Annotated in this window: 12 protein-coding genes and 1 pseudogene; 3 read left to right on the top strand and 10 right to left on the bottom strand. The window is 66.3% G+C overall.

Translation table 11 applies throughout. The features are described from left to right. Positions 1-3 precede the first annotated feature (3 nt). The 5 genes from ccmI to CHB64_RS08830 form a co-directional block, all read right to left on the bottom strand. The gene (gene ccmI, locus CHB64_RS08850) at positions 4-873 is read right to left on the bottom strand and encodes a c-type cytochrome biogenesis protein CcmI (protein ID WP_089412253.1); all 870 of its coding nucleotides are present in this window, start codon (positions 871-873) and stop codon (positions 4-6) included. Next, entirely contained in the window at positions 873-1,334 is a 462-nt protein-coding gene (locus CHB64_RS08845) for a cytochrome c-type biogenesis protein (RefSeq protein ID WP_089412252.1), read from the bottom strand. Before CHB64_RS08845 ends, ccmI begins: the two co-directional genes overlap by 1 nt. Beyond that, a complete protein-coding gene (locus tag CHB64_RS08840) occupies positions 1,331-1,864 on the bottom strand; it encodes a DsbE family thiol:disulfide interchange protein (protein ID WP_089412251.1) in 534 nt (177 codons plus the stop codon). Before CHB64_RS08840 ends, CHB64_RS08845 begins: the two co-directional genes overlap by 4 nt. Continuing rightward, the gene (locus CHB64_RS08835; RefSeq protein WP_089412250.1) at positions 1,861-3,852 is read right to left on the bottom strand and encodes a heme lyase CcmF/NrfE family subunit; all 1,992 of its coding nucleotides are present in this window, start codon (positions 3,850-3,852) and stop codon (positions 1,861-1,863) included. The genes CHB64_RS08840 and CHB64_RS08835 overlap by 4 nt, the downstream gene beginning before the upstream one ends. Positions 3,853-4,089: 237 nt before the next feature. Next, positions 4,090-6,186 (bottom strand): TonB-dependent receptor, encoded by a 2,097-nt coding sequence (locus tag CHB64_RS08830; RefSeq protein ID WP_089412249.1) that lies wholly within the window; start codon positions 6,184-6,186, stop codon positions 4,090-4,092. Between the two features lie 451 nt (positions 6,187-6,637). On the opposite strand from CHB64_RS08830, the gene CHB64_RS08825 reads away from it, so the two are divergent. Continuing rightward, complete coding sequence (locus CHB64_RS08825; RefSeq protein WP_089412248.1) at positions 6,638-8,047, top strand: DEAD/DEAH box helicase; 1,410 nt, start codon at positions 6,638-6,640, stop codon at positions 8,045-8,047. On the opposite strand, the gene CHB64_RS08820 is transcribed toward CHB64_RS08825, so the two are convergent. Beyond that, the gene (locus tag CHB64_RS08820) at positions 8,020-8,526 is read right to left on the bottom strand and encodes a MarR family winged helix-turn-helix transcriptional regulator (protein WP_159462460.1); all 507 of its coding nucleotides are present in this window, start codon (positions 8,524-8,526) and stop codon (positions 8,020-8,022) included. The genes CHB64_RS08825 and CHB64_RS08820 overlap by 28 nt on opposite strands. A gap of 58 nt (positions 8,527-8,584) precedes the next feature. Here CHB64_RS08820 and CHB64_RS08815 point away from each other — a divergent pair, with 58 nt between their 5' ends. Further along, positions 8,585-8,962, top strand: a complete 378-nt coding sequence (locus tag CHB64_RS08815) for a VOC family protein (RefSeq protein WP_089412246.1) — start codon at positions 8,585-8,587, stop codon at positions 8,960-8,962. Between the two features lie 45 nt (positions 8,963-9,007). Here the strand turns inward: CHB64_RS08815 and dksA are convergent, their stop codons facing one another. Both dksA and CHB64_RS08805 read right to left on the bottom strand, forming a co-directional pair. Further along, positions 9,008-9,424: an RNA polymerase-binding protein DksA gene (gene dksA, locus CHB64_RS08810; protein ID WP_089412245.1), complete on the bottom strand. Its 417-nt coding sequence runs from the start codon at positions 9,422-9,424 to the stop codon at positions 9,008-9,010. 307 nt (positions 9,425-9,731) lie between these two features. After that, positions 9,732-10,421 (bottom strand): hypothetical protein, encoded by a 690-nt coding sequence (locus CHB64_RS08805; protein ID WP_089412244.1) that lies wholly within the window; start codon positions 10,419-10,421, stop codon positions 9,732-9,734. Positions 10,422-10,563: 142 nt separating this feature from the next. On the opposite strand from CHB64_RS08805, the pseudogene CHB64_RS15765 reads away from it, so the two are divergent. After that, positions 10,564-10,998 (top strand): annotated as a pseudogene (locus CHB64_RS15765) (lysozyme); the annotation flags it as partial. A gap of 441 nt (positions 10,999-11,439) precedes the next feature. Here the strand turns inward: CHB64_RS15765 and CHB64_RS08795 are convergent. Both CHB64_RS08795 and CHB64_RS08790 read right to left on the bottom strand, forming a co-directional pair. Further along, complete coding sequence (locus CHB64_RS08795; RefSeq protein ID WP_089412242.1) at positions 11,440-11,757, bottom strand: XrtV sorting system accessory protein; 318 nt, start codon at positions 11,755-11,757, stop codon at positions 11,440-11,442. Positions 11,758-11,890: 133 nt separating this feature from the next. After that, entirely contained in the window at positions 11,891-13,288 is a 1,398-nt protein-coding gene (locus tag CHB64_RS08790; RefSeq protein WP_089412241.1) for a UDP-N-acetylmuramate--L-alanine ligase, read from the bottom strand. Positions 13,289-13,346 lie beyond the last annotated feature (58 nt).

Below are 13,346 nucleotides of genomic sequence, written 5' to 3'. Positions count from 1 at the left end.
GTCTCAAAGGGCCTCGATAAGGGCGCGCAGGCTGGCGGCTTCTTCCGAGTCCGGCGGCATTTGCGCGAGCAGCTTCTCCCAATGGGCGCGCGCCGTATCGACGTCGCCCGCCGCGCGCGCGGCGAGGCCGAGAAAGTAAAGCGCGAAGGGCTGATCGGGATCGATCCGCAGCGCCGCCTCGAAAGCCTCGCGGGCGGCCGGATCGAACTCACGCCCTTCCTCTGCGCCCAGCGCGAGCAGCGCGCGCCCCTGCGCGACCCTCAGCATCGCGTCGTCCGGATCGAGGGCCGCTGCGCGCTCGTAGGCCTCGGCGCTTTTCGCCGCATCGCCCAGCACCGCATAGGACCGGCCGAGCATGATCCAGCCTTCGAGATCGTCCGGCTGCTCGGCGAGGCGCGCGGCGAGCCCGGCGACCATGCTCTCGATCATCGCGGCGCGCTCTTCGGCGCTCATCGCGTCAAGCCGCGCCTGCGCGGCGGACGACGGCGCGGGGGGCTTGAATGCGGCCGGCCCGCGCGCCGGCTCGCCGAGCGCCAGATAAAACGCCGCCCCCGCCAGCGGGATCGCCGCGGCGAGAGCCAGCATCGGACGAACCGGCGCTTCTCTTCGCGCGCGCTCCGACGCCGCCTTCTGCGCCCTGTCTTGCGCGCGGGAGACCGCCAGCAGCCGGCGGCGCGCTTCGAGCGCGGCGGCTTCGGCTTCGGCTGCGCCGAGGGCGCCCGCCGCGCGATCGCGCTCGATCTCGCGAAGCTGCGCGACGAGATAGTCGCGCTCGTCGGGCGCGCCTTCGTCCCCCGGCGCGCGCCGCAGGAGCGGCCAGGCGAGAAAGGCGCACGCCGCCGCGGTTGTCAGGGCGATGACGATCCAGAGCATCACTCGCGCCCCTCAAGAAGCGCGCGCACGGCCTCTTCCTCTTCCGGCTTGAGCGGCGCGGGCGGCGCGGGCTTGCGACGGCGCACGTATAAAAACGCCGCCGCCGCGCCGGCGAGAAGCGCCAGAAAAGGCGCGGCCCACAGCGCGAGCGTGGCCGGCTTCACCCGCGGTTTGAGCAGCACGTATTCGCCGTAACGGTCGACCAGATAGGCGACGACCTCTTCATCCGTATCGCCCGCGACGAGGCGCTCGCGCAGAATGAGGCGCATGTCCTTGGCGAGCGGCGCGTTCGATTCCGCAAGGCTCTGGCTCTGGCAGACCACGCAGCGCAAAGTTTCTTCCAGGGCGCGCGCGCGCGATTCGAGCGCCGGGTCATCGAGGATCTCGTCCGGCTCGACGCCGGCGGCGGGCGCGGCCAGGACAAGCGCGGCCGCCGCAAGAATGGGGCGTATCCGGATCATGTCCGCTTCAGCTCCTCGATCAGCGGGGCAAGCGTGCGCCGCCAGACTTCCGGCGTGATCGGCCCGACATGCTTGTAGCGCACCCGCCCTTCCTTATCGATCACGAAGGTCTCCGGCGCGCCGGTCACGCCCAGCGCGACAACGACATGCCCGCGCGGATCATCACCGATCCTGGCGTAAGGATCGCCGTGACGCGCGAGCCACGCCGCGCCGTCGCCTGGCCTGTCTTTCCAGTTCAATCCGTATACGGCAACATCGCCCGATCGCGCGATCTCCATGAGGGTCGGATGCTCGATGAGGCAGCTCGCGCACCAGGAGCCGAAGACATTAAGCAGCGAGACTTCGCCTTTCAAATCTTCCGATGACAAACCTTCCGTACGCCCTTCTATCGGCGGCAGCGCGAAATCCGGCAGCGGCCTGTCGATGAGCGCGGAGGGAATGCGCGCCGGATCGCGGGTGAGGCCGATGGCGAAGACCGCCCCGATCAGCGCGAAGGCGAGGAGCGGCGCAAAAAGCGCGAACCGCCTCATGCCGGCGCCTCCGCGGCGGCGGCGCGAGGCGACGCCGCCGCTCCCCGGGCCGCCCGGGCGGGCGCGCGCCCGCGGTCGCTCAGCGCCAGCGCGCCGCCGAGCGCGGCGAGCCCTGCGCCCCACCACAGGCAGCCGACGAAGGGGTTGAAATAAAGCCGCACCGCCCAGCCCTCGCCCGTCGCATTCTCGCCGAGCGAGACGTAAAGATCGCCCCCGCCCTGCGAACGGATGCCGGCTTCGGTCGTCTGCATGCCGCGCACCGGATAATACCGCCGCTCCGATATCAGCGTCGTCTCGCGCGCGCCCTTGCGGGCTTCGAACCGGGCGCGCTCGGCGAGATAATTCGGACCTGTCGTATTCTCCACCGAAGCAAGCATGACTGCATAGCCGGCGACGTGTGCGGCGTCGCCCTCTTTCATCAGCCGGACTTCCTCCGTTCGCCACAGGCCGACGCCCGCCGCGCCGAGCGCGAAGACCGCCAGGCCGAAATGGGCGAGCGCGGCGCCGACGGCAGCGCGCGGCAGGCCGGCCAGCCGGCGCGCGGCCGCACCTGGCGCGGCGCCGAAGAGCTTCACGCGCCCGGCGAGATCGGCGAGCGCCCCGCCAGCCAGCCAGACGCATAGCGCGACCCAGCCGGCGCCGGCGGCCTTCTCGCGCTCGGCGACGACCGCGACGATGAGCGCGGCGACAAGCGCGGCCGCGCCCGCCGGAGCGAGCCGGCGCGCCAAGGCGCGAAGATCGGCCCGCTTCCACGCCATCAGTGCGCCGGCGGCGGCGAGCGCCATGGCGAGGGCGGCGATCGGCGTGAAAACCATGTTGAAATAGGGCGGACCGACGGAAATCCGCTCGCCCGTCGCCACGTCGACGAACAGCGGATAGAACGTCCCGATAAAGACGGTCGCGCAGGCCGCCGCGAGGAGCACGTTGTTGGCGATGAGCGCGGTCTCCCGGCTCGCCGGAGCGAATGCGCCCGTCGGCGCCAGCGAGCCCGCGCGCAGGGCGTAAACCGTGAGCGATCCGCCAACGGCCGCGAACAGAATCGCCAGAATGAATACGCCGCGCTCCGGATCCACCGCGAAAGCGTGAATCGAGGTCAGCACGCCCGAACGCACCAGAAACGTGCCGATGAGGCTGAGCGAGAAGGCGGCGATGGCCAGGAGCGTGGCCCAGCCCTTGAGCGCGTCGCGCCGCTCAACCACCCGGATCGAGTGGATGAGCGCCGTCCCGGCGAGCCAGGGCATGAAGGAGGCGTTCTCCACCGGGTCCCACGCCCACCAGCCGCCCCAGCCGAGCTCGTAATAGGCCCACCAGGAGCCCAGTGCGATGCCGACGGTCAGGAAGCTCCAGGCCGCAAGCGCCCAGGGCCGCACGAGCCGCGCCCACACGCTGTCGGCGCGCCCGCGAATGAGCGCCGCCACGGCGAAAGAGAACGGAACCGAAAAACCGACATAGCCGAGATAGAGAAAAGGCGGATGCAGCGCCAGGCCGATGTCCTGCAAGAGCGGGTTGAGATCGGCGCCGTCCGGCGGCGCGGGGAGCAGCCGCTCGAACGGATTGGACGTGAACAGCATGAAGGCGAGGAACGCCGCCGCGATCAGCCCCTGCGTTCCCAGCGCCAACCGGTGGAGATCCGCCGGAATCGCGCGCGCCTGCCGCGCAAGCGCGCCGCCATAGAGCGCCAGGATGAGCGCCCACAGCAGCATCGAGCCTTCATGATTTCCCCAGGTGCCGGTGAATTTGTAGATCAGCGGCTTTTGCGAATGGGAGTTCTCGTAGACATTGAGGACCGAAAAGTCCGAGGCGACGTAAGCCGCCGCAAGGCTCGCGAAAGCGAGCCCGACCGCGCCCAAGGCGAGATAGGCGCAGCGCCGCCCGAAAGCGGCGAGGCGTTCGTCATCGGCGCGCGCGGCCGCATAGAGCGCCGGGCCCTGCGCCAGGGCGGCGGCGAACGCCAGGGCGAGCGCGAAATGGCCGATTTCAGGGATCATGCTTTCATCAAGGCCGAGGGGCGTCTTTTTCCCGCGACAGGAGTATACCGGCCGGACCCGGCGGCGAAAGGCGGCCTTTGCGCGCGGGGGACGCGAATCGCAAAACCGCGCGAAACCCCAAACGCAGCGCGCGCAGGACGGGCGCGCAATGCCGGCGCGGCGCCGACGCAGAACGCTTCCGACGAAAAAAGAGCGGCCCGTCGGGCCGCCCTTCCCGGACCTGAAAGGCGCGCTGTTTCAGAAGCGCGCCTTGAGCGTAGCCCGCGCCGAGACCGGCGCCCCCGGCGTGATGTTGTTGTCGTTATGGGCTGTCGGGAAATAGAGCTTGTCGGTGATGTTCTCGACATTCACCTGCAGCGAAAGGCGATCATTCAGGCTGTAGAAGAGCGCCGCGTCAAGCCGCGTGAACCCGGGCAGCGTCACGGCGTTGCTGATCGAGGCGAACATGTCTGATTGATGAACCACGCCCAAACCGACTGCGAAACGCGGCGTGAACTGATATTTGTTCCACAGGGAGAAAGCGTGCTCCGGGACGAGAGGAGCCTCGCGGCCGGCGGGCGCGGCCGCCGTATCGCGCCGGATCTCCGCATCCTGCCACGCATAGCCGGCCATCACTTCCCAGCGTTCGGTGAGCGCGCCTGCAAGCCCGATCTCGACGCCCTTGCTGCGCTGCGCGCCGGTCAGCACTGTCTGATTGGTGTCCGGATCGATGGCGCGGGTGTTCTCTCGGTCGAGCCTGTAGACGGCCGCCGTGAAAGCAAGCTCAGGGGTGATGTCCCATTTGACCCCGATCTCGAGATTCTCGAACTCCTCCGGCTTCAGCGCCGCCGTCGTGGCGCTCAAGGAGCCGAACTGGTCGCCCGACTGCGGCAGGAATGATTTCGAATAGCTGAAATAAACAGAGGCGTTATCGAGCGGCTTGTAGATGATTCCCCCGCGCGGCGAGACGACGTCGTCGGTGCGGCTGAAGTCATCCCGGTCCGGTCGGTTGTCGTCGAACTCCAGATCGAAGTGGTCGAAACGCACCCCGCCGATGAGCAGGATACGATCAGTCAACGCGATCTGGTCCTGCAGATAGACGGACGCGACCGTGAGATCGACATTATTGTCGTTCCTGGCCGGCTCGAAAGTCGCCGGGTCGAATGTCGTCGGATCCGCGATGTTGACGACGCCGGCGTTGTTGTTGTTCTCGGTACGAAAGTTATCCGTATCCTGAACGCCGAACTCGGCTCCGAGAAGCAGCGTATGGCCGATTCCGGCCGTTTCGGTCTTCCAGACGAGATCCGTCTGATTGAAGAAGTTTTTCCGTTCCGTGGAGCTGAAATAGGCCTGGAGCTGCACGTCGCCGTTCGCGTCGACGGGGCTGCGCGCGTGCACATTCTGATAGAATTTGTCGTAATAGGCGAAAACCGCATTGTTGCGCAGCGTCACGTTCGGCGCGAATTCGTGTTCGATCGCCGCCGTCGCGCGGTGAACGTCAGCTTCGGCGAAGCTGAGATCGGGATTGCCGAAAAAGGCCTTGCGGTCGCCAGCGAACGGCCGGCCGTTTTGCGAAGGAACCCCGCGGTCGACCGTGCGCTCGTCGCTGAAATACTCGTAAGACAGGCGCAGGGCCGAGTTCTCGCCGAGGGCGACGGTTCCGGTCGGATTGATTCCGAAACGTTCGAGTCCCACAAAATCGCGATAGCTGTCAGAGTTCTCATAAAAGGCGTTGAGCCGCAGGGCGAGCGTATCGCTCACGCCGGCGCCGATATCGCCGGCGACGCGTCCGGAGCCGAACTGGCCGCCTGACAGGGTAACCGAACGGACCGGCTCGAACTCGGCTTTCTTCGTGACGCGATTGATGACGCCGCCGCCGCCCCCGCGCCCGAAGATCAAGGCGTTCGGGCCTTTGATGACTTCGACGCGCTCAAGATTATAGAGCTCGCGGAAATACTGAACGTCGTCGCGCACGCCGTCGACGTAAAAGTCCGCGGTCGTCGAATTGCCGCGCAGGGTCGGCGCGTCGCGATGGCCTTCGCCCTGGCCCATCGTCACGCCCGGCGTGTACCGCACGACATCGGCGAGCGAGCGCATATCCTGATCGTCGATCAGATCGCGGCTGATGACCGTCAGGGACTGGGGAATGTCGACGAGCGGCGTATCCGTCTTGGTCGCGCTCGCGACCGCGTCGAGCCCGTAATTCGAGCGTTTGCCGATGACGGTGATCGTATCCTCGAAATAGGCGAAAGGCGTCGCCCCGTCCGAATCTTCCTGAGCGGAAGCGCCGGCGGGCGCGCCGGCCGCGATCAGCGCCGCGGCCGAAACGGCCGCGCTGAGATATGCGTGCTTCATGGCGTCCTGTCCTGTTGTCAGACGCCCGGCGCGGCGATCGCGCCGGGCTATTTGCGAGCGATTTTCACTATCACGCCGCGACCTATCAGGCGGGCCCGCCCTCTGCAAGTCATTCTCAATATCAGGACGCCGGCGACCGATAAAAAACCGTCGACCTGCGGCAGAACGGCAACACCTTGTCTCAAAAGCCGTCTCGCCCGGCGAAGCCTGCGCCGCGCATTGACTCCGCGGGCGATAATCCCTACCTCCGCCATGGATGCTGCAGCGCAGCGCGCGCTACCGGCGGGCCGTTCGCCCACCCTACGATAAGTCGACGCAGCCTGGACGCGCCGCAGCGGAAACCGAACGACGCATCGCTCGTCTCTGGCGGAACGGCGGGGCGTTGAGAAACCCAGACCGCCGAACGTCTCCGACCGCGCATCGCGGCCGTCGCACAGAAACGAAAGAAAGCATGTCGTTTGAAGACCTTGGCCTAGAGCCCACCCTGCTCAAAGCGATCGCCGAAGCAGGCTACGAAACCCCCACCCCCATCCAGAAAGCGGCGATCCCCGAAGCCCTCGCCGGGCGCGACGTGCTCGGCATCGCCCAGACCGGCACGGGAAAAACCGCCTCCTTCACATTGCCGATGATCCAGCGCCTGTCGAAGGGGCGCGCGCGGGCGCGCATGCCGCGCTCGCTGGTGCTCGCCCCGACCCGCGAGCTCGCCGCGCAGGTCGCCGACAATTTCGAAAAATACGGCAAGCATCACAAACTCTCCATGGCGCTGCTGATCGGGGGCGTATCGTTCGCCGATCAGGACGCCAAGCTCACCCGCGGCGTCGACGTTCTCATCGCCACGCCCGGCCGGCTGCTCGATCACTTCGAACGCGGACGGTTGCTGCTCACCGGCATCGAGGTGATGGTGGTCGACGAGGCGGACCGGATGCTCGACATGGGCTTCATTCCGGACATCGAGCGCATCTTCAAGCTCACGCCCATCACCCGGCAGACGCTTTTCTTCTCGGCCACCATGCCGCCCGAGATCCAGCGCATCACCGACATGTTCCTGCACAGGCCGGCCCGCATTGAAGTCGCGAAGCCGGCGACCGCCGCATCGACCATCGCCCAGCGGATCGTCCGTCTGGAGACCAAAGCGGACAACGTCAAACGCGCCGCCCTGCGCAAGCTTCTCGACCGCGAGGATGTGAAGAACGGCATCATCTTCTGCAACCGCAAGGCGACCGTCGACGTCGTCGCCAAGTCGCTGCAGAAGCATGGATACAACGCCCGCCCCATCCACGGCGACCTTGCTCAGGCCTTCCGCACCGAGACGCTCGACAAGTTCCGGTCGGGCGAGCTGAAGTTTCTGGTGGCCTCGGACGTCGCCGCGCGCGGCCTCGACATTCCAGACGTGAGCCACGTGTTCAATTTCGACGTGCCGATCCACGCCGAGGACTATGTCCACCGCATCGGCCGCACAGGCCGCGCCGGCCGTCAGGGCGCGACGTTCATGATCGTAACCCCGGCGGACGCGAAGTATTACGACGCCATCCTAAAGACCATTCGGGTCGACGCGATAGAAGCGTTGGATATCGAGGTCGACGTCGAGCCGCGCGAGCGCGAAGGCCGCCTCGCCCGCGGCGTAGGGCGTCGTCGTCGCGACCGCCCGGATCGCGGCGAAAAAAGCGGCCGGGCCCAGAACCGCCGGAGCGAGCGCGCGCGTCCTGAGCCCATCCGCCAGGAGTCGGAGCAAGAGGCGCGCGCCGCAGAGCCGCGCCGTCGCGACGAAGCCCGCCGAAACGGCGCCGCGCGCAGGAGCGGCCAGGCGAAAGAGGCCGTCGTCGGCCTCGGCGATCACGTGCCGGCGTTTCTCTTGCGCTGACGCAGGCGCCGAGGGGCGCCTTTCTCCTCCCCTTCGAGACGAGCCAGAACGCGCGCCGCCTCGCGCAACTTCCCGAGTTCGCCCGGCCGCAATCGGATCAACTCTTCGGCGATGCGCTCTATGCGCCGGCGACGCGCCGCCTCCACGAGGCTTTTCCCCTTATTCGTAATGGCGACGCGAACCTGCCGCGCGTCTTGCGTCGAACGTTCGCGTTTGACCAGTCCTTCTTTTTCAAGCCCGCTGACGATGCGCGAAATCGCAGGCGCCGATACGCCCTCGAGTTCGGCGAGCGCGCTGACCGTACGCGGCCCGGCGAATGTCAAAACGGAAAGTACGGACAAACGTTCGGGACTTAAGCCCGACTCGCGATCAGCGGCGCGCGCGCGCCGCAGAAGATGGATCGCCAGCGAATGGAGAGCGTTGGCCGTCTCATAAACGGCGATCTTCTCCAACGCCCCGGGAAGCGGCGGAATTGACAATATATTTAACCTTGTTAAATATTAATCCCGCTCCGCATCTAACCGGAAAGGCGCGCCCATGCAACCAGCCATCACCGGCATCGGCCAAATCCACGTCAGCGTGTCGGATATCGATCGCGCCATTTCTTTTTATCGCGACATTCTGGGCCTGAGGTTTCTCTTCCGCCCGCCGAGCCAGCCTATGGCCTTCTTCGATTGCGGCGGCGTGCGCCTTTACCTCGGCGTTCCATCCGACCCGAAATATCGCGCCAATTCGTTTTTATATTACCGCGTCGACGATATCGAAGCGGCCTACGAAACGCTGCAAGCTCGCGGCCTCAACTTTTTCTCGCCGCCCCGCCTCATCCACAAGACCGAAGCGGGCGCGCTGTGGATGGCAGGCTTTCAGGATCCGGACGGCAATTACGCGCAGATCATGGCCGAAAAGCCCGCCTGACGCGCCGTCCCCGAGAGTCGACCGAAGTCTCGCAGAGAGGCGATCCTATTCGTCGCGGTGCACCTTCTCCTGACGCTCATGGCGCTCCTGAGCTTCGAGCGAAAGCGTCGCAATCGGGCGCGCTTCGAGACGGCGGATGCCGATGGGCTCGCCGGTCTCCTCGCAATATCCGTATTCGCCGGTTTCGATCCGGCGCAGCGCCTCGTCGATCTTGGCGATCAGCTTGCGTTGGCGGTCCCTCGTTCTGAGCTCCAGCGCCTTGTCGGTCTCGCTGGAGGCGCGATCCGTCAGATCGGGAAGGTGCTGATTGTCTTCCTGAAGATGCTCCAGCGTCCCTTTGCTCTCACGTAAAATTTCCTGTTTCCACTCGAGCAGCTTGCGTCTGAAGTACTCTTTCTGGCGGTCGTTCATGAAGGGTTCGTCTTCACTCGGACGATATTCTTCAAGATCGGTCGCGGACATGCTCTGTCACTCCCATCAACCTCGCGCCGTCAGACGACGCCGCTCCGCTTCGCCTGGGGCGGAAGCGCGGCCTGTATAGCCATGCGGCTGCGTCCGCTCAAGCGAACTTTGACGGCCCCCCTCCCAGCGCCTGTCATCAAATTTCAATACGTTTCAACTAGTTGATGAAGGGTTTGCGCGTCCCGCGGGCGCGCGAAATTGCGCGCGCCCCTCTCTTGGCGGCGGATGCGCTGCGGCCGCGGCGATGTTGCAATTGCGAGATCGCTTGCGCGGCAGGCCGCCGGGGAACGGACGGCCCGCGCGCAGGTCATCGGGCGAACGGGTCTTCGAGCGAAAAATCCGCCGCGCCCGTGTTGCGGATCGCCAGGGAGACCTCGGCAGCGTAAGCATCGTCCCGCGCGAAGCCTGGCTGCGCCGGCGCTGCGCCGGCGGAGTCGATCTTCGCTCCTGCAGCCGCCCGCTCCGGTCTGAAAGCCACGCTGGCTACGCCTGCGCGGGCCGAGACGTATTTCACAATGTCGTTCAGAAACAGATACACCGTACCCTGAAAGAGTCTGCGCGAGTGGCCGCCCGCCACGATGATGTTGCGCGACAGCACGACGATGTTCCGGCCCGTGACGCCCACCGCCGTCGTCACCGTCGCCTTGCCGTTGAAATCATTCAGATCCTCATAGGTCGCGCCCGCCGCCGCGAGCCCTGTGGAGACGACGACGCTCTTGCAGCCGACGGCTTCGGCCGGATTCTCGCAACCGTTGAAATTGAAGGCGAACACCCCGCCGCCCGGAGTCTGCGCCACCAGCACCGGCCCTTCCAGCCCCTCGATGCGGATGAGTTCGGAGGCCACGCCCATCTCCTGCATCATGGCGGCCACATCGCTCGCGCTCACGGAATTGAGAATGGGCGCGGCGAGCGGCTCATTGGCGGTCTGGGCGCGCGCGAGACCGGCCGCGGCCGCAAGGCTGGCGAAAATTATCAATTTTTTCAGTATGTTGTTCATTTTCCCCTCATACCCCAAGAGCTGTCGCTGGCGCCAGCCTAGCACGGAACCCTGTTCGGAAAAGCCGCCCGGCGCCGACCCGACCCTACCCCCGCTCCGCTTTTAACGATACAGTCCGACTTCAAGCGGGGATGGTCGGGTTATGAAAACGTCGCCGAACGGGGTCGCGCTGATCAAGCGCTTCGAGGGGCTGGAACTCGAGGCCTATCAGGACATCGCCGGGATCTGGACGATCGGCTATGGGCATACCGGTCCGGATGTGAAACCGGGCATGAAAATCACCGAGGCCGAAGCCGAGGCGCTGCTCAAGAGGGATCTGAAGCCGCGCGAGGAGGCCGTGGAGCGGCTGGTCAAGGTCCCCCTCAATCAGAACGAATTCGATGCGCTCGTTTCCTTCGTCTATAATGTCGGGATCGAAGCTTTCCGCAAGTCGACGGCGCTGAGGCGCCTCAACAAGGGCGACCGCATCGGCGCGGCTGAAGCGCTTACCTGGTGGAACAAGGCGACCGTGGGCGGCGTGCTGCGCGAGGTGGCGGGACTGACGCGCCGGCGCGCGGCCGAGCGCGCGCTGTTTCTCGAACCGGTCAATCCGCCCATCGTCAAGGGCGAGGAGGAAGTCGCCGAAAACTCCCGGGTGACGCCGATCGAGGACGCCCCGCGTCGGCCCAATCTCGCCGAGAGCCGGTCGGTTCAGGGCGCGACGGTGGCCGGCGGGGCCGGGGTCGCCGCCTCCACGCTGGGGCGCAACACGGCCCAGGAGCTCGAGAGCAAGGAAGCCGGCGTCGAGGCGCCCGCGCCGGCTCAACCCGGCGAAACGGCCGAAGCCGGCGAAGGCGCCCCGACAGAGACGACGGAGGTTCCCGCCGAACCGCCGACGCCGCGCAAGCCGCCGATCGAGGAAGCGCAAATTCAGCTCGCGCTGATGATACTCATCGTCCTGGCCGTGCTGTACGTCGTCTTTGCGCGGATCGACGACTGGCTGCGCTATCGGCGCTGAACATTACAAGGCCGCGCCGCTTTACTGCGCCTCAGGAGCCTGCGCGCCGCGAACGGGCCGGGCGGGCGGGCGCAGCCGCCTGAACGCCCGCGCTTCTTCGCGCCATTGCGCGCGATCGGGCTTCGCCAGACAAGCCACATAGAGAAAGCCGGCTGCGGTCAGCAGAACGAGCGCGGCCAGATGCATTTCTTGCGCGCCGACCCAGCGCGCGACGGCGCAGGCGCAGATGATGGTGAGATAAGGAGAGATCGGCGGATCGCTGCGCCCGTAGCGCGCCAGAAACAGGCCGATCGACATCGTCAGCAGCCCAACGGCGTAAATGTCATAAAAGATCGTCACGCCATGCTCTCCCCCGCGCCTCGCCGCCGCGAATGCGCGGCGAAGCGCAGGCCGAGCTTCCCCCGGAAGGGCTGCCGAAGGCGTAACGCAACGGATCGCTTTTGAGGAAACGCCCTAACCGCGGGGGCGGCGCTCACGCGAATTCGTCAAGAAGCTCAGCGGCGAACAGCGTTAACGTATCGTCGCGAGCGCCCATGATCACGATTCGGTCGTCCTCGCGCGCATCGCGCAAAATCAGCGCCTTGCAGGCGTCCCGATCGGGCAGCGCCAACGCGCGGCGGCCCGCCGCCGCCACGCCCAGGGCGATGTCGCGGCTCGTCACCGAGCGATCGACCGTACCGCCGAAATAGGCCGGCTCCGGCATGACCAGCACATCTTCCGGGCGAAGATTGTCCGCCCAGCATCGGATGAACTCTTCTTTCATCTTCTTCAACGGGCCGTAGCCATGCGGCTGGAACATCACGACAAGCCGGCCCGGAAACTCATGCAGCGCGGCGAGGCTCGCAGCGATCTTGTCCGGATTGTGCGCGAAATCGTCGATTACGGTGACGCCGTTTTTCTCGCCGACGACTTCCAGCCTGCGCTTCACGCCGGCGAAGGAATCAAGGGCGCGCGCCGCCTCTTCGAACGAAACGCCGCAAGCGAGGCTCGCGCCGACGGCGGCGAGCGCGTTCGAGACATTGTGCCGGCCCGGCATTTTGAGCGTCACGCGGGCTTCGCCGCCGCTTTCGTGATCATGGGCCGTGAAAACCGCGCCATAAGGCGCAAGCCGGATGTCCGAGGCGAAAAGCTGCGCGCGCTCCCCGTTCAGGCTATAGGTTATCGTCGCTCCCTCGCGCGCGGCGGCGAGACGCGCCGTTTCCGCATTGTCGAGATTAAGCACTGCCGTTTCGGCCTTGGCGACGAAATCCCCGAAAAGCCGGCGCAGCTCGTCCATCGTCTTATGATCGAGCGCGATGTTGTTGAGAACCGCCACGCGCGGGCGGAACAGGGCGATCGAGCCGTCGCTTTCATCGACCTCGCTGACGAAGATTCCGCTGAGCCCTATGCGCGCGCTGGCGAAGGGCGCGTCGGGCGCGGCGAAGTTCTTCATCACCGCGCCGTTCATCACTGTGGGATCGCGTCCTGTCTCATGCAGGATCCAGGCGATCATCGCGGTCGTGGTGGACTTGCCGCTGGTGCCCGCGACGCCGACAGGGCGCGGCGCGTCGTTGAACAGCTCGGCCAGAAGCGCGGCGCGGGTCATGCGCCTTGCGCCGAGCCGGCGCGCGGCGACCACGTCGGGCACGGTCTCCTCCACCGCCGCCGACGTCACCAGGATTTGGCCGGAGTTGACGAGGCCGCCGCCGTCCTGCGGATGGAGCCGCACGCCCTGCGCGCGCAGATAGTCGAATTTCGGCGCAGTCCGGCCCTGATCGAGCGCCCGGTCGGAGCCCTCGACATGATGGCCGGCGGCCTTGAGGATGAGCGCCAGCGGCAGCATCCCGCTGCCGCCGATCCCGCACAGGAAGTAATTTTGAGCTTTGTTCATTCAGGCGCTGCTATATCGCGAATCCGGAAATATCCGGTAATCGCGGCGAGGAGACGGC

Origin of the sequence: Amphiplicatus metriothermophilus (assembly GCF_900199215.1) — a bacterium.
Lineage (GTDB): Bacteria > Pseudomonadota > Alphaproteobacteria > Caulobacterales > Parvularculaceae > Amphiplicatus > Amphiplicatus metriothermophilus.
This window is presented reverse-complemented; position numbering and strand designations above follow the sequence as displayed.